The sequence below is a fragment of the Aliamphritea hakodatensis genome (genome assembly GCF_024347195.1).
GTDB lineage: Bacteria > Pseudomonadota > Gammaproteobacteria > Pseudomonadales > Balneatricaceae > Amphritea > Amphritea hakodatensis.
The window spans coordinates 1,945,690-1,967,989 of the sequence record NZ_AP025281.1 but is presented as its reverse complement, the minus strand read 5'-3'; the positions used below and the strand labels follow the sequence as shown (position 1 = coordinate 1,967,989).

Below are 22,300 nucleotides of genomic sequence, written 5' to 3'. Positions count from 1 at the left end.
ATCAGGAATTTATTCAACAGCCTGCGCAGAAGATGATGAAATATTTACGTATTTTTATCCCGAAGCAGCCAGAGTTAAGGCCCGAAGCTTCCGCAACCCGCCGCTGAACAGTACTGTTACAAACCACAGGCTGACGTCAAAAAGCGAACCGGTCGCCAGAAGCGAGCAACGGAGACACTGCCACAGGCAGACGCGTAAAGACCAACATCAAAACAACAGAATTAACTACGTATTTCATCCTTCTGGTACTGTTTTGGCCAGTTGGAGGTGGAGATGTCGCCAGCCCGGAACCTGCGTGCCATCAGAACGGAAAGCGGCCAGAGATAAGTAACCTGGCCGCCTGAACCGGACTGAAAGATCCGCAGTAACAGCTACGATCAGATATTGAAAACTGATAGAGGCTGCTGTTTCCTCCACCGTCGATAAGACCCGTCTGCGCTGTAATACACACCAGACAGGCAAAAACTGAACTATTGATGTCGTTACGAAGATTGGACTCACGTGACAGGGTAAGCCCTGTCCCCATACGTAAACAGCCATAGCGATGAAATACGTTAGTGTTATAAGAGAACGCTAACACAACATGAAAAGAATGCTCATTAATGCAACTCAGCCTGAAGAGTTGCGCGTCGCTCTGGTCGACGGTCAGCGTCTGTATGATCTGGACATTGAATCCGGCTCCCGCGAACAGAAAAAAGCTAACATCTATAAGGGTAAAATCACCCGCGTAGAACCAAGCCTGGAAGCCGCGTTTGTCGATTACGGCGCAGAACGTCACGGCTTCCTGCCACTGAAAGAAATCTCCCGCGAATACTTCATCAAAGGCAGCGATAAAGGCGGCCGTCCAAGCATCAAGGATGTTGTTGCTGAAGGCACCGAAGTAATCGTTCAGGTCGACAAAGAAGAACGTGGCAACAAGGGTGCAGCCCTGACCACCTTCATCAGCCTGGCGGGCCGTTATCTGGTACTGATGCCTAACAACCCGCGTGCAGGGGGCATCTCCCGCCGCATCGAAGGCGACGACCGTAAACAGCTTAAAGAAGCAATGGACGGCGTTACCATTCCGCAGAAAACCGGCGTAATCGTCCGGACTGCCGGTGTCGGCCGTAGCTCTGAAGAACTGCAGTGGGACCTTGACTACCTGCTGATCCTGTGGGAATCCATTACCAAAGCTTCCAGCGAACGCCCGGCACCTTTCCTGATCTACCAGGAAAGCAACGTGGTAATCCGTGCAATCCGCGACTACCTGCGCCAGGACATCGGTGAAGTACTGATCGACAGTGAAGAAGTTCACCAGGACGCACTGAACTTCGTTAAGCAGGTCATGCCAAGCTACGAACAGAAGATCAAGCTGTACACCGAACAGGTACCGCTGTTTAACCGGTTCCAGATCGAAACTCAGATCGAAACCGCTTTCCAGCGTGAAGTACAACTGCCTTCCGGCGGCTCGATTGTCATCGACCCCACCGAAGCACTGGTCTCCATCGATATCAACTCCGCACGGGCAACCCGCGGCAGCGACATCGAAGAAACCGCCCTGCACACAAACCTGGAAGCCGCTGAAGAAATCGGCCGCCAGCTGCGTTTACGGGATATCGGCGGCCTGATCGTTATCGACTTTATCGATATGACACCGATCAAGAATCAGCGTGAAGTTGAAAACCGCATGCGTGATGCGATGAAGATCGACCGTGCCCGCGTCCAGCTGGGACGGATCTCCCGCTTTGGCCTGATGGAAATGTCCCGTCAGCGCCTGCGTCCGTCACTGATCGAAAGCCGTGGTTCTGTCTGCCCGCGCTGTAACGGTCAGGGCACCATCCGTGACACCGAATCTCTGGCACTGTCTATTCTGCGACTGATCGAAGAAGAGTCTGCCAAGGAACGTACCGCCCAGATCCGTGCGATTCTGCCGGTATCTGTCGCCACCTTCCTGCTGAACGAAAAACGCAGCGAAGTACATGACATCGAACAGCGTCAGAATGTACGGGTCGTCATTGTACCTAACCCGAACATGGAAACACCGCATTACGAAGTTGTCCGTCTGCGTGATGATCACACCGTGATCAACACCAACGACGCCAGCTATACTATGCAGCCTGAACCTGAAGACATTGCTGAACCGGATACCGCAACTAACACTCCGGCCCGGGAAAAAGCCGCTGTCCGTACTGTTGCACCGCCTACTCCGGCACCTGTCAGCACAGAGACAGCTGCAGCACCTGCCAGCAAACCTGCCAAAAGCGAAGAAAAATCCCTTTTGTCTGGTCTGATCTCTGCCATTACAGGTCTGTTCAGCAGCCCTGAAGAAACGAAGAAAGAGCAGGAAAAACAGCCTCGCAATAAAGACAACAGTGAACGCAAGCGCTCTAACAACCGTCGCAACCGTCGCCGTAAGGACGACCGTGAACGCGGAGAAAACAAGCCACAAAACGCCGCTAAGGATGAACAGCAGGAATCCCGCAGCGACAAGCCACGTGGTGAAGGCCGTTCACGTAACCGCCGCCGCAACGACCGTGACCGCGATCAGAAACGCAACAAGCCTGAAGTTCAGGAAGAAAACCTGCAGCAACAGGAAAATGAAGTTCAGGAAGATGGCCGTAACCGTGGTGAACGCCGCCGGGGCCGTCGCCGTCGCGGTGAACGTAATGCCCATCGCAGCGGTTCAGAACAGCAGGAAAACGCGCTGAATACTGAGCAGCCAGTTGCTAACGCCGAAGACGCTCAGACTGAAAACGCAGCCAAAGCAGCGATTGATGCGCCAAAGCCTGATACCGCAACGAATGCTTCTGACGAAGAGCAGCCAAAACGCAAACGTCGCCAGCGTCGTCCGCGTAAAGATCGCAAGCGCGAAGAGTCAGCAGAAGCAACTGAAACAGCTACTGAAAACGCTGAATCTGCAGTAGCCGAAGCAGAAGCTCCAACGGCAGACACAACGGCAACCGAAGCCGCTGAACAGCCTGTCGCTGAACAAGCACCGGCAACAGAAGCCACTGAAGCCGCAGCAGAAGCAGCCCCACAAGCCGCTGAAGAAGTAACTGCACCTGAAGCACCCGCTGCAGAAGCTGAAGCCGTTGAAGCACCGACAGAAGCAACTGCTTCCGAAGAACCTGCTGCTGAACCCGCTTCCGAAGAAGTCGCAGCCGAAGAAGCTGCTGAAGCACCGGGAACGGAACAGGCCGAAACTGAAGTAACAGAAGAAGCTGTTGCCGAAGAAACAGCTGCCGAAGAAACAGCTGCCGATGAAGCAGTCACGGAAGTAACCGCTGCGGAAGAAACTGCAGCAACCGCCGCGGAAGAAGCACCTGCGACTGAAGCTCAGCCGGAAGCAGCCGCTGAAGACAACGCAAAGCCTGCGGAAGAAGCACCTTCTGCCAGCAAGCGTCGCGGACGTCAGCGCCCTGCCCGTAAAGCAAAGCCGGAGACATCAGCCGTGACAGAGTCGCAGCCAGCTGCACCGCGTCGCCCGGCACCGCTGGTTGCTGACCAGGACTCTGCGCCAACTCAGCGCCGCCAGCGTCGTGCACCGAACGATCCGCGCGGCCGCCAGCAGGCGATACCGGAAAACAATCAGACAGACAGTGAAACCACTGAAGTCTGATACTGCCTGATGGCACCGGCCAGCCCGGTGCCCGCGCACAAAAAAGCCAGCTGTTCAGCTGGCTTTTTTATGTTCGGCTTTTCTGCTGCCCTTCCTGTTATTGGGGAAAAGTGCGTGGCTCAATCTCCAGCCGCACCTTAAAGTGACTGAACACATCTTCCTGAATAGCCTGAGCCAGGCGCAGAATATCATCACCGCTTGCCCCGCCATGATTCACCAGCACCAGCGCCTGCTTATCATAAACAGCCGCATGCCCCTGACACCGGCCTTTCCATCCCAGACGGTCTATCAGCCAACCCGCGGCCAGCTTATAGCCTTCACCGTCCGCAAAACTGACCAGATCCGGATAGTCTTTCAGAATCGCCTCCCGCCGAACGGCCGACACAACCGGATTTTTAAAGAAGCTGCCCGCATTGCCGATCTCTGCCGGATCTGGCAACTTAGCACGGCGAACCTGACAGATATAATCACTGATCTGCAAACCGTCGGGAGACTCAATGCCAAGGCCGGCAAAATGATCCGCCAGCCCCGCATATGCCAGCACCGGCTGACACTCCCGGCTAAGCATAAAATTCACTTCGGTAATGATATAGCGCCCCGAAGCACGCTGTTTAAAAATACTGTCCCGGTATCCAAATTCACAGGCTTCGGTGGTAAATTCGCACAGCTCACCGGTCTCCCGGTCCAGCGCCGTAAGGTTGAGCATACGATCTTTGATCTCTACACCGTAGGCCCCGATATTCTGCATGGGTGCAGCACCAACAGTCCCGGGAATCAGCGACAGATTCTCCAGTCCGTATGCACCGCACTCAAGTGTATAACGCACGAAATCATGCCAGTTCTCACCCGCTGCAGCGGTGACACATACCCGGGACGGATCATCGACATCAGCCTTAACCGTAATGCCCCGTAAGCGATTTAAAATCACCAGCCCCGGTATATCACTCACCAGTATCAGGTTACTGCCGCCGCCAAGCACCAGCACATCCAGATTCTTACTGTCCGCAAATGCCAGTGCTTCACGAAGCTCAACTAAACTGGTTACCTCGCAGCAATACTCCGCCGCCACATCAAAACCAAAACTGTTAGCACTTTTCAGGGAATAATTTTCTGAAAACTCCATTAACCGGATACTCCCCGGACAACGATCTGATCCAGCAAAGCACTGCAGGCATCTTCAAGCATATCCAGCACATGGGTAAAACCTGCTGCACCGCCAAAATACGGATCCGGCACATCCCCCTCATAGCGATCAGTGAAATCTGTCATCATCCCCAGATAGCCGGGATAATCCGCAGGGCAAATACTGCGCAGTCCCCCCAAATTCTGAACATCCATCGCGATCACATAATCGTAATAACCAAAATCCGTCGCAACCGCCTGACGGGCCCGCAAATCACTCAGATCATAGCCACGCCTTGCCGCCTCCATCGTTGCCCGGTGATCCGGCGGTTCTCCCACATGGTAAGCCCCGGTACCGGCTGAATCCGTTTCGATAAGGTGTGACAGGCCCCGGTCCTCAACCAACTGCCGGAACACACCATGGGCCGTTGGTGAGCGACAAATATTGCCCAGGCAAACAAAAAGAACCTTCGTTTTTTTCTGTTCCATTTATACCTCTGAAAAAGCGCAAGAACCTACCAGAACACAGTAAACAAACTTGCAAAAATAGCCGTCATGCAGCCCAATGAATACCGTCATTATATACGCTGCATGACTATCTTCTGACAGATTTATTCTAAACAGGAACTGAAATTATGCTTGAGCTGCGTCCTAACTGTGAGAACTGTGACAAAGACCTGCCGCCAGACGCTGCAGATGCCTGCATTTGCACCTATGAATGCACCTTCTGCAGGCAGTGTGTTGAGTCAATTCTGGAGAATGTATGCCCGAATTGCGGCGGTAATTTCTGCCCCCGTCCCATCCGGCCCGTCACCGCCCGCCGGAAAGGCGTCAGTCTTGAACATCACCCCGCCGGCACACACCGTAAACATACGCCCTACAGCGAAGCAGAAATCCGTACATTTTCAGCCGCCGCCAAACACCTGCCACCCCGGAAACGCTGAAGCAGGCATAAAAAAAGCGCTTTATCTTTGCCGGATAAAGCGCTTCGGATCACAACTTCAGATTAGGCTCAGGATGCACTGAACAGTGCCCGTATCCGTTCCAGATCCGCTTCGGTGTCGACCCCTGCAGGTGGCAGCTCATCCGCCACATCCACATGGATAACCGCACCGTTATACATAGCCCGCAACTGTTCCAGACACTCAACCGTTTCAAGCGGCGCCGGCTCCCAGCGTACAAAGTCATTCAGCAGCTTAACCCGATAGGCATAAATACCGATATGACGCTGAAAATTAACGCCTTCAGGTAACACATTACGCGCCTGAGGATCCGCAAACTCATCCCTCGGCCACGGGATTGGTGCACGGCTGAAATACAGCGCTTTCCCCTGGGTATCGCTGATTACCTTCACAACATTAGGGTTTAGCACTGCCTCTATATCACTGACAGGCTCACTGAGTGTCGCGATACTGGCATCCAGGTTTGCCATCAGGTTATGGGCAACCTGATTGATCACCCGGGGCGGGATCAGTGGCTCATCACCCTGCACATTCACGACGATATCATCCGCATAGAAGCCCAGTTGCTGAACTACTTCCTGTAAGCGGTCCGTGCCGGAAGGATGATCACCACGGGTCATACAAACCTCAGCCCCGAAGGCCGTGGCAACATCATAGATACGCTGGTCATCAGTGGCAATCACCACCCGCTGGGCTTCACTTTTAAGCGCCTGCTGATACACCCGCTGAATCATCGGCATACCGGCTATATCCGCCAGCGGCTTACCCGGCAAACGGGACGAAGCATAGCGTGCCGGGATAATAATCGAAAAACCCATGATAAATCCGCCTTACTTTTCCAGACGCTCTTCTGCACTCAGCGTACGCGCTTCGTTTTCCAGCATGACCGGGATGTCATCACGTACCGGATATGCCAGACCACTGGCACGGCAGATCAGCTCATTTGTCTCAGCATTATACTCAACCGGTGCCTTGGATACCGGACACACCAGAATATCAAGCAGCTTCTTATCCATGTAATAACCTTATTTGTCGTATTTCAACGCCTGCAAACGCTCTGTCAGCTGTTCTGCAAATGCATCATCGAGCTGTGCATCGACCGGCAGATACCAGGCATTTTTAAGTGGAAGATGTGCGCATTTTACAGCGTCTTTCTCGGTCATGATAATGCTTTCCCCGCCGGCAAATGAAAAATCATCCATTTTATAGGCGTGATGATCAGAAAATGCATGCCGCTCAACCCTTAACCCATGCGCTTCAAGCACACTGAAAAATCGCTCCGGATTGCCGATGGCAGCCACACCGTGCACCATCGGATTGGTTTCAGCAAAGTTTTGCAGAGAATCAGGTAACGCATCACAGGTCACATCAACCGGATGTACACGGCCCGGCTGCAAGTGCATTTCACTGTATGGATAACCCGGATGCTGTGCTGCCTTACCGTTGACCACGATCAGATCAACCCCCGCGAGCCGCTCAACCGGCTCCCGCAAAGGCCCTTCCGGCAAGCCGCGGCCGTTCGCAAAACCCCGCTGCCCGTCAACAACAGCAATCTCTATATCGCGCCCCAGCGAATAATGCTGCATACCGTCATCGCTGATAATAATATCGCAGTCAAAGTGCTGCAGCAGGTTTCTGACAGCCGCAGGGCGGTCCGGATCAATCACCAGAGGCACCGCCGTGCGCCGGGCAATCATGACCGGCTCATCGCCGCCTTCAGAAGGCAAAGTTGTTGAGGTTACACTGAAAGGAAAGGCCGGAGGCTTTGCTCCGTAACCACGGCTGACAACACCAGGCGTATAACCCTGCCGGCGCAGCCAGTTAACCAACCAGATCACCAGTGGAGACTTACCCGTTCCGCCGACCGAAATATTGCCGACGACGATCACCGGCACCGGTGCACGCCAGACCGGCTTAGTGCCATTCAGATACTGGCTGCGACGGCGCTCAGCCAGCGCCGTAAATACAGCGGACAGCGGCCGCAACATAATCAGCCACGGGGACTTTCGGTACCACGCTCGCTCCAGTGCCAAGCTATTGCTCCGCCGGTGGTTTCTGTGTCGTAATACTCAGGCTTGAAAAGCCCATTTTGCCGGCCACATCCATCACAGTCACAACCGCCTGATGGGGTGTATTGGCATCGGCAGTTACCACAAAGGGTAACGCCCGGTTATCACCCGCCGCCTTCAGTAGCGCCCGGCGCAGAGTATCCGCCTGACTGTTAATCAGCGCCAGCCCGTTGACACTGTAGCTGCCCGCTTCATTAACAACCACTTCAAGATTATCCAGTGGGGCTTCTGCGACCAGGCCATCAGCTTCCGGCAACTCAACCGCCAGGTGAGTCTCTTTGGTAAAGGTGGTCGTGACCATAAAAAAGATCAGCAACAAAAACACCACATCAATCAAGGGTGTCAGATTGACATCCACATCAGCGGGCCGGTTACGTCTAAACTTCACAGCGCAGCCTTATTCGTAATCAACGGCACGGTCGCCGTGGACAATTTCAACCAGCTTAATCGCTTCCTGCTCCATCTCCACCAGCAGGGTATCGACCTTACGCTGAAAGTAGCGGTGAAACATGAGCGCCGGAATGGCGACAGCCAGACCTGCCGCCGTCGTAATCAGCGCTTCAGAAATGCCTCCGGCAAGTACATTGGCATTGCCGGTGCCCTGCAGCATGATTTCAGAAAATACCTTGATCATACCGATAACTGTCCCCAGCAAACCCAGCAAAGGGGCAATTGAGGCAATGGTACCCAGCGCACTCAGAAAACGTTCCAGCTCATGCACTACGTGACTGGCAGCTTCCTGAATACTTTCTTTCATAATCTCACGGCCATGGGAAGAACTGTTCAGGCCAGCAACAATGATCTTACCCAGCGCACTTTCATTGCGGATCTGATTCAGCTGTTCAGCACCCAGTTCTTTTTTTCGTGCCAGCTCCCACACCCGCGCCAACAGGTTGGCCGGCGCAACCCGGTCTTTTTGCAGTACCCACAAACGCTCCAGACAAATCGCCAGAGCAATCACAGAACAACCGATGATCGGAATCATTAACCAACCGCCGGACTGAAGTAATTCAAACACCTACTGCCTCCCACAAACTTGCAGATACACGCTAAAACCAAGCCGCTAAATTAGAGCTGCGCTACTGTAACATAGCGGCTCATTGGCGAATAGAATCCGCTAACCAATATCGCCACTTAACTTGACGTGCCGCTACGGTTCCGCAGGTATTATGCTGCGCCGACAGCTGCACAGCCCCATGCAAGCCTGTATCCAGCCAGGGCACCGAACGGCGCTCCAACCGCGCAATGACCTTTTCAGCAGGATGCCCGTAACGGTTCTTAAAACCACTGCTGAAAATCACCTGCTGCGGTTTCAGCCAGTCCAGCCACAGATCACCGGTAGACGTCTGACTGCCATGATGCCCTGCCACCAGCCAGGTATACTTAGTGGTTAACAGGTCACTCTTCCTGATAATCTGCTCTTCAACCAGCGCTTCAGCATCCCCCGGCAATACCAGCCGGCAGTCATTGTTCTCAATCACCAACACACAGGATGTATTATTCTCATTCACTGCGAACTTGCTCTCTGGCTGAATAAAGCTGAACCGTACCCCGTCCGCCTGCCATGTCTGCCCTTCTCCGCAGGCACCTATCTGACCACTGACATTTCCCTGACGCGCCCGCCATCCAGCACTGCCATAGAAGATCCTGTCGGGCTTCAGCATCCGGTTTACATCCATGAAACCGCCGGAATGATCATTGTCACCATGACTCACCACCAGCCAGTTAAGCTTACCCACACCGGAACGCTGTACGGAAGGCACGACAAAACTCTGCGCAAGGCTGCCGCCGGGATAGCTGGCACCGGTATCAAACAGCAGAGAATGCCCGGAGGTTTTTACCAGAACGGCCAGCCCCTGCCCCACATCCAGCACCCACGCCTGAAAACCGCCCTGTCCGACCGCATCTCCCCGGCCAAAGAACAAAGGCAGACACAACACAGCACCGATAACCCTGAACGGAAACACTCTCGGTAACAGCAACAGGCCAATACCGGCAACGGCCAACAGCAGGTACTCAGGCTCCGGCGTAAAGTTCGCAGTCAGCTTGGCTTCTGCATTCGTCAGTAAGCCTGACCGGTTTAACAGGCTATCTGCCCATGCCAGCCCCTGCCAGAACCATGACAGCATCTCTTCAGCAAACGTGACCGGCAGGCCTGTAACTCCCAGCGCCAACAGTGGGATTAACATCACCATTACCGGCAATACGATAAAGCTGATGAAGGGTATCGCGACAATATTCACCAACGGGGAAATCAGTGAAAAGTTACCGGTAAAAATCAGCAATATCGGTAACAGACCCACAAATATAGCTATCTGAGCAAACAGCATTCGCTGCAATACAGCCCACCACCCCCGGCCCGCTCCCGTTGTGACTACTGTCAGCAATACCGCTACCGCAAAGAACGATAGCCAGAACCCTGCCTGCAATGGGCTGAGGGGTTGTATCAGCAGCACCAGCATCATGGCAAACCACCACCGCTGCCACACAGACACAACCACACCGAAAACCGGTGGCAGTAACATCGCTGCCGCCATGATCAGCGCCCGCTGAGTCGGCACTGTAAATCCGGCAAGAAAGGCATAAACGGTTGCAAAGAGTAACGCAACCACTATCCGGCTGCGCCTCAGATCCGCAACCTGTAACCGTGCCATCACCAGCGGCAACTGAATCAACGCCGCCAGCCAGTAACCCAGCAGACAGGCAATACCGATATGCAAGCCGCTGATAACCACCAGATGTACGGTACCGGTATCCTGCAGAAGCAGCCACTGAGCGTCAGACAGATAACGCTTATCCCCCAGCAACAGAGCCTGCAGGGTCGACAACGCCTGCCTGCTAAAACCGATACCTTCAAGCCACTTGCTCAGCAAATAGCGTTGCCTGTCAGGCCACACCACCCCCTTCGCATCTTCAGTCAGGCGTTCAGGCGCAATATCAGATCTGACATACCCGCGGGCATCAATGCCCCGGGATAAATGCCAGGCCGCGAAATCAAATCCCGCCGGATTAACCAGGCTGCGCGGGGTCTTAAGACGCACCGAAAAACGCCAGCGCTGTCCGGGGCTGATTGTCTGCGTATGCCGGTACCAGGTTAAACGGACCTTTCTTAGTGAATCCGCGCCCGCCGGGGGAGTCTCCAGTAACAACTCAAACCGTACCCGGTCGGAAAAATCATCCGGCAATCCCACAACCACCCCACTGACAACACCATCATAAGGACTGGCCTCCAGAGGCAGGCGATGGCTTAACTGCCATTGCCCCCAGAAAAACACATACGCCATTCCCAGACTGAAACTGAAAAAACCGAAACGGCGAAAAAAAGCAAATGAAGCACTTAAAAGAGCTGCTACAGGCCACAGCCCACCAGCGGCGGGCAGGAACGAATAATTGCTGAGAATTACAGCGATACAAAATCCGATCATCCTTGATCTCACAGTGTTGGCTTAAGCAACGGGAGTAGGCATAATGACGCTCCCATTCGACAATATAAGTGCGTCACGAATGCCGCGCAAACTGATTCGCAAGTACATGCCCGACGAGGCAAAGCTCAAGCAAAACCGGCACCTTAGCTGGCTGGGTGATTACATACACGACCCTAACCTGTGGCACCTGACGCGCAAGTCGGTCTGCAGGGCATTTATGGTCGGGCTTTTCTGTGCATTCCTGCCGATTCCTGCGCAGATGCTCGTGGCCGCGGTTTTTGCCCTTTTTTTGCGCAGTAACTTGCCAATATCTGTCGGCTTAGTCTGGATCACCAACCCGATTACCATGCCACCAATTTTCTACTTTGCTTATCTGGTGGGGGTCTGGCTGATGGATTTGCCAGCACAGGCAATAGAATTCGAACTCAGTGTGGACTGGCTGTCGAGCGGTCTGAATCATATATGGCAGCCACTGCTGCTGGGCTCTGTGATTTGCGGCATTGTTGCCGGTATTCTTGGCTACTTCCTGATGCAGGCATTCTGGGTTTGGCAGGTCAACCACAGCTGGAAACACCGTCGCAAGAACAGCAAGAAAAAGCCCTGATGTAAAAACGCCAAACTTTCTGGCAACCTGAATGACATCATGGCTTTGATATTGTCCGCCATCCGAAAGAAGCTGAGGTAACTGCTGATTCGTTACTTAAATAGCTTCGAACTCCAACTCAGTCAGCTTATCAATAACCCCCTTCCACTTCAGAACATTACCGGTATCAGAATCCATTTCTTCTCCTTCTTTGGCGGCAGTAATGATCACCTCTACTTGCTGAGAAGGCGTCTTATTAGGTGTTAAATAAAGCTTATTCTTACCTTTAACTAAATAACCAACGATATTTGAATCTATATAAGAACTGTTTAATCTATCTCTGAACTGAACAATTCTCGTATCCCTATTAAAACCGATATCTAATGTCGCCCCTTTTTGCCCGGTAATCTGAATAGCATAAACCTGCTTTAAACCCGCCAGATTTTCAACACCGGTCCAGGCCGAAAGCTTCCCCTGACTGAACCGAAAAGCCACAGCATTTGAATCATCCAACTTAATCTCACAAAACTGCGCAGAGCATGCAAAGCTTTTAGCTTTATCAATATTTTGATACATGCCATAAATCATGCCCGCATTCTCTAGAAAAGCTTTCTCACCACCAAAAATTCCCATCTGAGACGCATGGAGGTCTTTAAAGAAATCTGCATTCTTGTTTGCAGCCGCTGTCTTAGAATCTTTAACCAGTTTATCTAAGGCTGCGTTAATAGCTGACTCTGCACCCATTACATTCCCTCCTGAAATAACAAGCAACATGATGAATACGAAACGTCCATATCTGTTCATTAGAATCCCCTCAGCTGATTAAGCCCGACAAGGATAGTCCATTCATCTGCCTGATAGAGCACAAAAGCTTTCCAGAAGCATTAAGGAAAAAACATATACTTTATTAAAACGTAAAAACGGAGGGAAATTTTGAGGTGATCTTTACCCTGAAGGAAGCCTGGAAAGATGAGGGAGAATGCCTTAAGCCCTGATCTGTTCTTTTCATTCCTTCTGTACTTTTAAACCCGACGGGGCTGGTATATGCCCCATCATACTGACTGACCGATTCCGGGGCTTTATCGCCTGACTTTCCTGCTGTGTTTTTCCCAGACAAGCCAGAGGTTTTGGGTTGTACTGATAAAGCCCGGGGCCGCTTTTCGCCCGGCGTATCCGGCACACGTTCTTTCTTTTCGACCTTTGCTACCTTCGCAGCCACCACTAAAAAAAGCCGCGGTAACCGCGGCTTTTTCAGCTTTATACCGGCTGCAAACAGCCGTCTCTTAATTCCAGTACCCGGCCCTGTTTATGAGCCAGTTGCGGATCATGGGTCACCACCACAAAAGACGTATCCAGCTCTTCATTCAGCCGTTGCATAAGCGCCTGAATGTCTTCAGCAGTATTACGGTCAAGATTGCCTGTCGGCTCATCCATCAGCACACAGGCAGGATTCGCCACCAGCGCACGGGCAATCGCCACCCGCTGGCGTTCACCGCCACTGAGCATAGAAGGCTTGTGTTCAATCCGGTGCTCAAGACCAACCGCCACCAACAATTCTCTGGCTTTGGTTTTTATACTGCTGATTGGCTCACCGCGAATCAGCAACGGCATGGCAACGTTTTCCAGCGCGTTAAATTCCGGCAGTAAATGATGAAACTGATACACAAAGCCCAGCGCATTATTGCGCAGCTCGGCCCGTTGTTTTTCATTAATCAGATACAGCGGCTTATTGGCAACTTTCACCTCACCTGAAGTAGGAACATCCAGCCCGCCCAGCAGATTCAGCAGAGTACTTTTACCGGAACCGGAGGTACCGATAATGGCCAGCTGCTCGCCTTTAGCCACATCAAGATTGACATCCCTGAGCACTTCAACCTGAGCATCGCCGTCCCCATAGACTTTTTTAACCGAGACACACTGCAGAACCAGATCCGCCGAATTATTCATAACGCAGCGCCTCCGCAGGTTGAGTTTTTGAAGCCCGGTACGCCGGATACAGGGTAGCCAGGAAGCTGATCGATAATGCTGTTGCTACAATCACACCAACATCATTCATCTGCAACTGTGACGGGAGGTAACTGATAAAGTACACATCCGCGCTGAGAAACTGAATACCAAAGGTTTGCTCAACCCAGGCCACCAGATCCGTCACGGTCAGGGCCAGTAATACCCCCAGACCGGTACCCAGCAGCGTACCGATAACCCCGATCACGGTGCCCTGCACCATAAAAATACGCATAATGCGTCCCGGAGTTGCTCCCAGCGTACGCAGGATAGCAATGTCTGCCTTTTTATCGGTCACGACCATCACCAGCGTGGACACAATATTAAACGCTGCCACAAACACAATCAGAAACAACAGCAGGCCGATCATGCGCTTTTCCAGCTGAATCGCCTGAAACAGGTTTCCGTGGGTACGGGTCCAGTCGCTGGCGCGGTAATAGTTACCTGTCGCAGAAACAATCTGGGTCATTCGCTGCGGCGCATCGAACAGGTCAGTAAACTCCAGACGCAGGCCATCCACCCCTTCCGCAATTCGTTTGATACGTGCGGCATCATCGATATGAATATACGCCAGGCTGGCATCCAGCTCAGCGCCCACCTCGAACAGGCCAACAACTTCAAAACGTTTCAGCCGGGGAACGACACCGGCCACACTGATTGAAGCTTCAGGCAACACCAGGGTGACCTTATCACCGATAGCAGCCCCCATAGAGCGGGCCAGCAAAGCCCCCAGTACAATGCCATATTGACGGGGCTGCAATGCATCCAGGCTGCCAGCCTTCATATGATCATCAATAATAGAAACTTTCTGCTCCAGCTCAGGATCAATGCCATTGATAACAACCCCGCGCACTACGCCACGGTTTGTCAGCATGCCCTGCGCCTGAATAAAGGGTGCCGTGCCCTTAACATCCGGTTCCTGCTCAACCTGACGGGCCAGATTTTCCCAGTCGAGCAGAGGCTGGCCATAATCAGTAATGGTGGCATGGGGCACCATCCCTAAAATGCGGCCTTTAAGTTCACGGTCAAAACCATTCATAACCGACAAAACAAGGATCAGCGCTGCGACACCCAGTGTCAGCCCGAGCATAGAAACCAATGAAATGAAGGAAATAAAATGATTACTGCGTTTGGCTGCGGTGTAGCGCAAGCCTACATAAATAGAAAATGGTCTAAACATGGCTCGGATTAAATCATAGACTCGAAAAATTCTCTAACAAAATCAGAATAATATTCGCTATACTCAAACTTGTATTAACTTGCTCAGGAGCATGCTTTGAATCCCGAACGCCGTGAGTACTATCGTATCAGCGAGAACGTATCCCTGGATTTTCAAGTTATCAGCGAACAGGAAATGCAGGCCAGCTCTTTACCGACACAGTTTAAGGTCTCGCCTTTCTTTACTCTGTTAAGTCAGCTACAGGAACTTGACACCGATACGACTCATTTGTTGCGTAAAATTGCACAAAAAGATCCAGCCATGGGGACGTTTCTGGAAGTCACCACCAATAAGATCGATGCAATCGCCAAAACAATCGCCAGTCACGGTATCGAATTTGACGACATTCAGACGCAGGAGATCAATCTCAGCGAAGGCGGACTGAGCTTTGATACCCAACGCCAGGTTAACAGCGGCGAATACCTGGCCCTTAAACTGGTTTTTCAGGAAGCCTGCATCGGCCTGCTGCTGTACGGCAAAGTACTTTACTCAACCGCCAATGAAGATGATTCAGGCAGCAGCAATATAGGTATCCAGTTCTTCCGGATGCCTGAAAGCAGCCGCATGATCATTGCCCGTCACATTATTGCACTGCAATCCAAAGAACTGCAGCTGCAGGGCAACATCGATCTGGACTGATGGCTCAGACACCCGCCCACGAACTGATTGAAGCGCTGGATACTTTACTCCGGCGCCTGAATGCTTTCTCAGCACAACTCTGCCAAAGTAAACTCCCCTTCTGGCTGCCTGATGAATACATCTGCGATTTACCACAATGCGCAGCCCTGTTTAACGACATCTGGTACCGGGACGGTCAGGATGGCAGAGTCACACGCACCCAGCACGGCCTGATCGGCGCAGACCAATCCCTGCTTGAAACCGCTCATCGCGTCAATGCCGCCAAGCAGGCTTTTCAGACGCTGGCCACCCATCACCGCTTAAGCCAGGACAGCGACCTGCAGAACCAACTTACCCGCCGGGAATCTCTGTTGGCAGAAACCCTGCAACATCACGGTTATTCAAGAATCCACCTGCGCCAGTGTTACCGGCAGATCCCCATTATCGACGGCAGACCGGTCAAAATTGGCTTCAGCTGGTATACCAGCGGCCGGAGTATAAAACAGCTGACGCCGGAACAGGCTTTGCAGCGCTTACAGAAAATGGACTCCAGCCAGACACATATCCAGATGCAGATCGATGCGCTCGGCCACCTGATGCCCGGCGATATGCTGGCCCAATTACAGTCACAGGTACCGGTGATGCGGGCCAACCTGCTCTGGAAACAAAATGACCGAATAATCCGCAAAGCTCAGAACGTATCTTTACCGATGCTGATTCCCCTGCAACCCGGGGAAACTTTACCCGAGCATAACCAACCGCTATCATCTCCCCCTGAACAACGCAGCCGCAGTTTACGCAGCGACCTCAAAATTGATCCTGTGCCCTTCCTGCCCAGCCTGCGCGTCCACAAATACATCAACTGATCTGACACACCATGACAAAACCTGAAAAGCGGCAAAAAATGCTGCACCATATCGGCGTAGCACTCGGCCTGTCCGGCCTCGGCGCGTATTACCTGATTATCGATGCATCAGGTTTTCTGGAATGGGCCACCGGCCTGGTGAATGAAGAATATACCGGCTCCGCCCTGATGGTAGCCATCATGGTCAGCATGACCCCAGCGTTTCTGCTTTGGAAATACTACAACCGTTTCCTGGAACGCCGGCTGGCGATTAAAGGCATTTATTACGAAGACAGCTTTTATAAGAAGGAAGACGGTACAGACAAAGAATAACTACCCGTTTCTGAATCCGGATACAAAAAAACACGCCAGAAGGCGTGTTTTTTATACCCGCAAATCTGAGATTTACAGGTTTGCCACCCGGTTCAGGCCGGCAATTGCCGCGACGCGGTATGCTTCAGCCATGGTTGGGTAGTTAAAAGTCGTATTGACGAAGTAGTTAATCGTATTCGCCTCACCTTTCTGATTCATAATCGCCTGACCGATGTGAACGATCTCTGACGACTGGTCACCGAAGCAGTGAATACCCAGAATCTGCAGGGTTTCCCGGTGGAACAGAATTTTCAGCATGCCCACCGGCTCACCGGAAATCTGTGCCCGGGCGGTATCTTTAAAGAACGCCTGCCCGACATCATATGGCACCTTTTCTTCCGTCAGTTGCTCTTCGGTTTTACCGATAGAGCTGATTTCAGGAATGGTGTAAATACCGGTTGGTACATCATTAATGAAACGGAAGTCATCGGCATCCAGCATATCCGAAGATGCAGAGCGGCCCTGATCAATTGCCGCTGAAGCCAGCGCCGGCCAGCCAATCACATCCCCACAGGCATAGATCCCTTCGCACTCGGTACGGTAGAACTCATCTACTTTAATCTGACCACGGCCGTTCGCTTCCAGACCAATCTTTTCCAGCTTCAGCATATCCGTATTACCGGTACGGCCGTTACACCACAGGAAAGCATCCGCACGGACTTTCTTACCGGACTGCAGCGTCAGCGTAACACCGCGCTCATCCGCTTCAACACTCTCATAAGTTTCATTGTGACGGATCTTCACCGCACTGTTACGCAGGTGATAGCTCAGGCTGTCAGAAATTTCCGCATCCAGAAAAGACAACAAACGGCTCTGGGAATCAATCAGGTCAACCTTTACCCCCAGACCACTGAAGATAGATGCATATTCAGAACCGATAACGCCGGCACCGTAAATGATCATTGTCTTAGGGGTGTGTTCAAGATTAAGAATCGTATCGCTGTTGTAAATCCGGGGATGCCCAAAATCGATATCCGTCGGTGAATAAGGACGGGAACCGGTTGCAATGACGACATTCTTGGCACGCAGGCGCTCATCACCCTTCACAGTTCCCTTAACCAGAACAGTATTCTTGTCTTCGAACTCAGCTTCACCAAAAAACAGATCAACCCGGTTTCGGGCGTAGAAGTTAGTCCGCATCATTACCTGATTCGAAATAACTTTTTCGGCACGCTTGAGTACTTTAGGAAACGAGAACCAGCGTGGCTCACCGATATCACGGAACATCGGGTTGGTGTTGAATTCAATGATCTGTTTGACAGAGTGACGCAACGCTTTGGAAGGAATAGTGCCCTTGTGAGTACAGTTACCACCCACGGAATCCTGTACTTCAATAACCGCTACCCGGCGTCCTTTTTTTGCGGAGTTCATCGCCGCACCTTCACCGGCAGGACCTGAGCCTATTACAATGACATCGTAGTCATATACAGCCATTACATTCCCCTATTCTGATTTACTTCAACACCGTAAATTAATACTTAACAACAAGTTAGCTATGCTACGGCAAAACCTGCCAGAGCTAAACCCTGACACACTAACTGCGACATAAAAGCTTCGTGATAATGACGGTTTACTTCGCCTGATAACCCAGATCAGCAGCATCTGCCGAAGCCGACTGCTTCTTCTGCTGCTCAGTCTCACAGATTTCCTGATCACCGCCACAGACATCACAGGCAGTATCCATACCCAGCGCACTCATACCACCACAGGAACCGGTGATCGGCTTACCTTTGATAATTACACCAATCGCCATACCGGCAACCAGCAACAACATAATCACTATGGCAAAAATCAATTCAGTCATCTTCATTCACCTGAAATAGACACGTGCTTATATACTGCAGCACGCATTGTACTTAACTTCAAAACACCTGACACTGACCAGGATCACTCTACTAAATAAGCAGCAAACCCCGGGGTTTGCTTTTCAACAAAACCGGTATCACTTTTCACGATAAACATGGCATCAATGCCATTGGCTATCGCATATGCGTAAGCTTTATCCTCACCCATGACCGTAAACGCAGTTGCCAGTGCATCCGCTTCGGCACAGGTAGGCCGCAACACCGTCACCGACGCCAGTTTATGACTGATCGGCCGGCCCGTTGCAGGATCTATTGTATGCGAAAAACGGATACCGTTTTCCTCAAAATAATTCCGGTAATCACCGGATGTTGCCACTGCCACATCATTGACAGCAATTATCCGCTGAATCGCCCGTTTACCGGAAACAGGGCTCTCAATGGCAATCAGCCAGGGCTCATCATTGAGCTTCAACCCACTGGCCCGCAGCTCACCACCGATCTCAACCAGATAATCAGTAATACCATGAGACTCCACCAGTTCAGCGAGACGATCAACGCCGTAGCCTTTCGCCACTGCTGAGAGATCAATATACACCCCTTCAGCCCGCTCAACGGCAGACTGCTCAGCATCGAGCTTCACTTTCTGATAACCGATCCGCGGTTGCAACGCCAGAATATCTGCCGCTGACGGCGCCTTCGTTACCCGGCCGTCCGGGCCAAAGCCCCACAGATTCACCAGCGGTCCCACGGTGACATCGAATGCACCATCGCTCTTAACACTGATCTGCCGGGACAGTTCCAACACCTGATACAGCGGTTCTGACAATTGCTGCGTCACCGTGCCTGAAGCCCGGTTTAACTGCGACAATTCAGAATCTGTAATATACGTCGACATCGACTGATTCACATCTGCCAGCATGGCATCTGCGGCACTGCTCAGCGCTGCGGTTTGCTGAATAACCTGATCAGATCCGGCGCTGTCAGCTGCCAGCCATTTAACACTGTAACTGGTACCCATAGTACCACCCGTGAATCCAACCACCTCCGGCTGAGGTGTTTTTTCACAGGCAGTTAAAAACAAAACGGCCAGCAGCGAAGCTGCCAGCCGTATGATTACCTTATGATAATCGTGCATCATTAATGCTTATCCACCAAAGTCATCAAGCAGGATATTTTCAGGCTCAACACCCATATCTTCCAGCATCTTGATAACCGCTGAGTTCATCATTGGCGGTCCGCACATGTAGTACTCACAATCTTCAGGCGCGTCATGATCACGCAGATAGTTTTCATACAGTACGTTATGGATGAAACCGGTATAACCTTCCCAGTTATCTTCTGGCTGAGGATCAGACAGCGCCAGATGCCAAACGAAGTTATCGTTCTCTGCAGCCAGCATGTCATATTCATCATTGTAGAAGGCTTCCCGCAAACTACGGGCACCGTACCAGAAAGACATCTTACGGGTAGAATTCAGACGCTTCAGCTGATCAAAGATATGGGAACGCATAGGCGCCATGCCTGCACCACCACCGATGAACACCATCTCTGCATCGGTATCTTTAGCGAAGAACTCACCAAACGGACCGTATACACTGATTTTGTCACCTTCTTTAAGGCTGAATACGAAAGAAGACATTTTACCCGGCGGAATACCTTCCGGACCACCCGGAGGCGGAGACGCGATACGGATATTGAACTTAACAATACCCTTCTCTTCCGGATAGTTTGCCATCGAGTAAGCCCGGATAGTGGTCTCGTCAACCTTGGACACATAGCGCCACTGGTCGAAACGGTCCCAGTCTTCACGGTACTCTTCCTGGATATCAAAATCCTTGTAGTGCACTTCGTGCGGAGGACATTCCAGCTGAACATAACCACCGGCACGGAAGTCAACGTTTTCACCTTCAGGCAGACGCAGGGTCAGCTCTTTGATGAACGTTGCTACGTTCGGGTTAGAATCAACTGTACATTCCCACTTCTTAACACCGAAGACGTCATCTTCAACTTCAATCTTCATGTCCTGTTTAACAGCAACCTGACATGACAGACGCCAGCCTTCACGGGCCTGACCTTTAGTGAAGTGAGGCTCTTCAGTTGGCAGCATACCGCCACCGCCTTCTTCAACAATACATGAGCACTGTGCGCAGGTACCGCCGCCACCACAGGCTGATGCCAGGAATACACCCTGACCCGCCAGTGTTTGCAGCAGTTTGTCACCTGCAGGCACCTGAATTGTTTTTTCCGGATCACCGTTGATTTCGATGGTCACATTACCGCTGTTAACCAGCTTGGCACGGGCTGCCAGGATTACCGCAACCAGTGCAAGCACCACTGCGGTAAACATGACAACACCAAGAATAATTTCTGCATTCATCGCATTAATTCCTTTCGTTGTTCATGCAGCCTGTTAAAGCTGAACACCTGAGAAAGACATGAAGCCAAGAGACATCAGACCAACAGTAATGAAGGTGATACCCAGGCCACGCAGACCATGCGGTACATCGCTGTAACGCAGTTTCTCACGGATACCTGCCAGCGTCGCAATCGCCAGCGCCCAGCCGATACCGGCACCGGCACCGTAGACCACACTTTCACCGAAGTTGTAGTCACGCTCTACCATGAACAGTGCAGCACCAAGGATTGCACAGTTTACGGTGATCAGCGGCAGGAATACCCCCAGCGCGTTGTACAGCGCCGGTACGTATTTATCCAGGAACATCTCCAGGACCTGTACCATCGCTGCAATTACACCGATGTACGAGATCAGACCCAGGAAGCTCAGATCCACGTCCGGCATACCGGCCCACGCCAGCGCGCCGTCCTTCAGCAGGTAGTTATAGATCAGGTTGTTTACCGGCACGGTAATTGTCAGTACAACAATTACTGCGATACCCAGACCGATTGCTGTCTGTACCTTCTTGGAAATCGCCAGGAATGTACACATACCCAGGAAGAAGGCCAGTGCCATATTCTCAACGAAAATGGCTTTAACCAGCAGGCTAATATAATGTTCCATTACGCTGCCTCCTTCTTAGTGTTAGGCGCCATTTCGAACTCCGGCTTTTCAACCTGATCCGGGTACGCAGTACGCAGGATCCAGATGAAAATACCGATCAGGAAGAAGGCACTTGGTGGCAACAGCAACAGACCATTGCTGTAGTACCAGCCGCCATCGGTAACCAGTGGCAGAATTTCAATGCCAAACAGCTTACCGGAACCGAACAGTTCACGGACAAAACCAACACTCAGCAGAACCACAGAGTAACCCAGACCATTACCAATACCGTCCAGGAACGAAATGCCCGGCGGGTTCTTCATCGCAAAGGCTTCCGCACGGCCCATGACGATACAGTTGGTAATAATCAGACCAACGAATACCGACAGCTGCTTGGAAATCTCATAGGCAAATGCCTTCAGTACCTGGTCAACCACGATTACCAGAGAGGCAATGATGGTCATCTGTACGATAATACGGATGTTACCAGGTACATGGTTACGGATACTGGAAATAAACAGGTTAGAAAACGCTGTTACACTGGTCAGTGCCAGACACATAACCACGGTAACCGACATGCTGCTGGTAACCGCCAGGGCAGAACATACACCCAGAATCTGCAAAGCAATCGGGTTGTTCTTGAAGATTGGTGTTATAACCACTTCATTCGTCTTAGACATG

23 protein-coding genes are annotated in these 22,300 nt (G+C 51.8%); 6 read left to right on the top strand and 17 right to left on the bottom strand.

All coding sequences use genetic code 11. The features are described from left to right. Positions 1-583 precede the first annotated feature (583 nt). Positions 584-3,598, top strand: coding sequence for a ribonuclease E (rne, locus tag PCI15_RS08995; RefSeq protein WP_271273991.1), 3,015 nt, complete (start codon positions 584-586; stop codon positions 3,596-3,598). 97 nt (positions 3,599-3,695) lie between these two features. Here the strand turns inward: rne and murB are convergent, their stop codons facing one another. Both murB and PCI15_RS08985 read right to left on the bottom strand, forming a co-directional pair. Beyond that, positions 3,696-4,721, bottom strand: coding sequence for a UDP-N-acetylmuramate dehydrogenase (murB, locus tag PCI15_RS08990; RefSeq protein WP_271273990.1), 1,026 nt, complete (start codon positions 4,719-4,721; stop codon positions 3,696-3,698). Then, positions 4,721-5,209 carry a low molecular weight protein-tyrosine-phosphatase gene (locus tag PCI15_RS08985; RefSeq protein WP_271273989.1) on the bottom strand — a complete coding sequence of 163 codons (489 nt, stop codon included), beginning with the start codon at positions 5,207-5,209 and terminating at the stop codon, positions 4,721-4,723. Before PCI15_RS08985 ends, murB begins: the two co-directional genes overlap by 1 nt. A gap of 146 nt (positions 5,210-5,355) precedes the next feature. Between PCI15_RS08985 and PCI15_RS08980 the strand changes: the two genes are divergently transcribed. Continuing rightward, on the top strand, positions 5,356-5,664 hold the full coding sequence (locus PCI15_RS08980; RefSeq protein ID WP_271273988.1) for a DUF1272 domain-containing protein: 309 nt from the start codon (positions 5,356-5,358) through the stop codon (positions 5,662-5,664). Positions 5,665-5,732: 68 nt separating this feature from the next. Here PCI15_RS08980 and kdsB read toward each other — a convergent pair whose 3' ends face one another. The 6 genes from kdsB to PCI15_RS08950 all read right to left on the bottom strand — a co-directional run bounded on the left by kdsB (position 5,733) and on the right by PCI15_RS08950 (position 11,176). Then, the gene (gene kdsB / locus PCI15_RS08975) at positions 5,733-6,500 is read right to left on the bottom strand and encodes a 3-deoxy-manno-octulosonate cytidylyltransferase (protein WP_271273987.1); all 768 of its coding nucleotides are present in this window, start codon (positions 6,498-6,500) and stop codon (positions 5,733-5,735) included. A 12-nt stretch (positions 6,501-6,512) separates the two neighbouring features. Continuing rightward, a complete protein-coding gene (locus PCI15_RS08970; protein ID WP_271273986.1) occupies positions 6,513-6,698 on the bottom strand; it encodes a Trm112 family protein in 186 nt (61 codons plus the stop codon). 9 nt (positions 6,699-6,707) lie between these two features. After that, positions 6,708-7,715 (bottom strand): tetraacyldisaccharide 4'-kinase, encoded by a 1,008-nt coding sequence (gene lpxK, locus PCI15_RS08965; protein ID WP_271273985.1) that lies wholly within the window; start codon positions 7,713-7,715, stop codon positions 6,708-6,710. Position 7,716: 1 nt separating this feature from the next. Beyond that, a complete protein-coding gene (locus tag PCI15_RS08960; protein WP_271273984.1) occupies positions 7,717-8,139 on the bottom strand; it encodes an ExbD/TolR family protein in 423 nt (140 codons plus the stop codon). A 9-nt stretch (positions 8,140-8,148) separates the two neighbouring features. Then, a complete protein-coding gene (locus PCI15_RS08955) occupies positions 8,149-8,769 on the bottom strand; it encodes a MotA/TolQ/ExbB proton channel family protein (RefSeq protein ID WP_205655774.1) in 621 nt (206 codons plus the stop codon). Positions 8,770-8,848: 79 nt separating this feature from the next. Then, the gene (locus PCI15_RS08950; RefSeq protein WP_271273983.1) at positions 8,849-11,176 is read right to left on the bottom strand and encodes a DNA internalization-related competence protein ComEC/Rec2; all 2,328 of its coding nucleotides are present in this window, start codon (positions 11,174-11,176) and stop codon (positions 8,849-8,851) included. Positions 11,177-11,219: 43 nt separating this feature from the next. Here PCI15_RS08950 and PCI15_RS08945 point away from each other — a divergent pair, with 43 nt between their 5' ends. Then, on the top strand, positions 11,220-11,780 hold the full coding sequence (locus PCI15_RS08945) for a DUF2062 domain-containing protein (RefSeq protein ID WP_271273982.1): 561 nt from the start codon (positions 11,220-11,222) through the stop codon (positions 11,778-11,780). Positions 11,781-11,876: 96 nt separating this feature from the next. Here the strand turns inward: PCI15_RS08945 and PCI15_RS08940 are convergent, their stop codons facing one another. The 3 genes from PCI15_RS08940 to PCI15_RS08930 form a co-directional block, all read right to left on the bottom strand. Continuing rightward, positions 11,877-12,563 (bottom strand): hypothetical protein, encoded by a 687-nt coding sequence (locus PCI15_RS08940; protein ID WP_271273981.1) that lies wholly within the window; start codon positions 12,561-12,563, stop codon positions 11,877-11,879. Between the two features lie 453 nt (positions 12,564-13,016). Next, the gene (gene lolD, locus PCI15_RS08935) at positions 13,017-13,706 is read right to left on the bottom strand and encodes a lipoprotein-releasing ABC transporter ATP-binding protein LolD (protein ID WP_271273980.1); all 690 of its coding nucleotides are present in this window, start codon (positions 13,704-13,706) and stop codon (positions 13,017-13,019) included. After that, positions 13,699-14,943, bottom strand: coding sequence for a lipoprotein-releasing ABC transporter permease subunit (locus tag PCI15_RS08930; RefSeq protein WP_271273979.1), 1,245 nt, complete (start codon positions 14,941-14,943; stop codon positions 13,699-13,701). Before PCI15_RS08930 ends, lolD begins: the two co-directional genes overlap by 8 nt. Before the next feature lie 96 nt (positions 14,944-15,039). Here PCI15_RS08930 and PCI15_RS08925 point away from each other — a divergent pair, with 96 nt between their 5' ends. The 3 genes from PCI15_RS08925 to PCI15_RS08915 are packed head-to-tail and all read left to right on the top strand — an operon-like array spanning position 15,040 to position 16,777. Beyond that, positions 15,040-15,621, top strand: a complete 582-nt coding sequence (locus PCI15_RS08925) for a PilZ domain-containing protein (RefSeq protein WP_271273978.1) — start codon at positions 15,040-15,042, stop codon at positions 15,619-15,621. Beyond that, a complete protein-coding gene (locus PCI15_RS08920) occupies positions 15,621-16,466 on the top strand; it encodes a DNA replication terminus site-binding protein (RefSeq protein WP_271273977.1) in 846 nt (281 codons plus the stop codon). The genes PCI15_RS08925 and PCI15_RS08920 overlap by 1 nt, the downstream gene beginning before the upstream one ends. Positions 16,467-16,477: 11 nt before the next feature. Beyond that, complete coding sequence (locus PCI15_RS08915; RefSeq protein WP_271273976.1) at positions 16,478-16,777, top strand: hypothetical protein; 300 nt, start codon at positions 16,478-16,480, stop codon at positions 16,775-16,777. Between the two features lie 72 nt (positions 16,778-16,849). Here PCI15_RS08915 and sthA read toward each other — a convergent pair whose 3' ends face one another. From sthA to PCI15_RS08885, 6 genes are all read right to left on the bottom strand, one after another. After that, positions 16,850-18,250 carry a Si-specific NAD(P)(+) transhydrogenase gene (sthA, locus tag PCI15_RS08910; protein WP_271273975.1) on the bottom strand — a complete coding sequence of 467 codons (1,401 nt, stop codon included), beginning with the start codon at positions 18,248-18,250 and terminating at the stop codon, positions 16,850-16,852. Between the two features lie 136 nt (positions 18,251-18,386). Next, positions 18,387-18,620 (bottom strand): (Na+)-NQR maturation NqrM, encoded by a 234-nt coding sequence (gene nqrM / locus PCI15_RS08905; RefSeq protein ID WP_271273974.1) that lies wholly within the window; start codon positions 18,618-18,620, stop codon positions 18,387-18,389. An 83-nt stretch (positions 18,621-18,703) separates the two neighbouring features. Beyond that, positions 18,704-19,639, bottom strand: coding sequence for an FAD:protein FMN transferase (locus PCI15_RS08900; RefSeq protein ID WP_271273973.1), 936 nt, complete (start codon positions 19,637-19,639; stop codon positions 18,704-18,706). Positions 19,640-19,765: 126 nt separating this feature from the next. After that, a complete protein-coding gene (gene nqrF, locus PCI15_RS08895) occupies positions 19,766-20,998 on the bottom strand; it encodes an NADH:ubiquinone reductase (Na(+)-transporting) subunit F (protein ID WP_271273972.1) in 1,233 nt (410 codons plus the stop codon). Positions 20,999-21,031: 33 nt separating this feature from the next. After that, positions 21,032-21,640: an NADH:ubiquinone reductase (Na(+)-transporting) subunit E gene (nqrE, locus tag PCI15_RS08890; RefSeq protein ID WP_261844665.1), complete on the bottom strand. Its 609-nt coding sequence runs from the start codon at positions 21,638-21,640 to the stop codon at positions 21,032-21,034. After that, positions 21,640-22,299 carry an NADH:ubiquinone reductase (Na(+)-transporting) subunit D gene (locus PCI15_RS08885; protein WP_205655763.1) on the bottom strand — a complete coding sequence of 220 codons (660 nt, stop codon included), beginning with the start codon at positions 22,297-22,299 and terminating at the stop codon, positions 21,640-21,642. Before PCI15_RS08885 ends, nqrE begins: the two co-directional genes overlap by 1 nt. Between the last annotated feature and the right edge of the window lies 1 nt (position 22,300).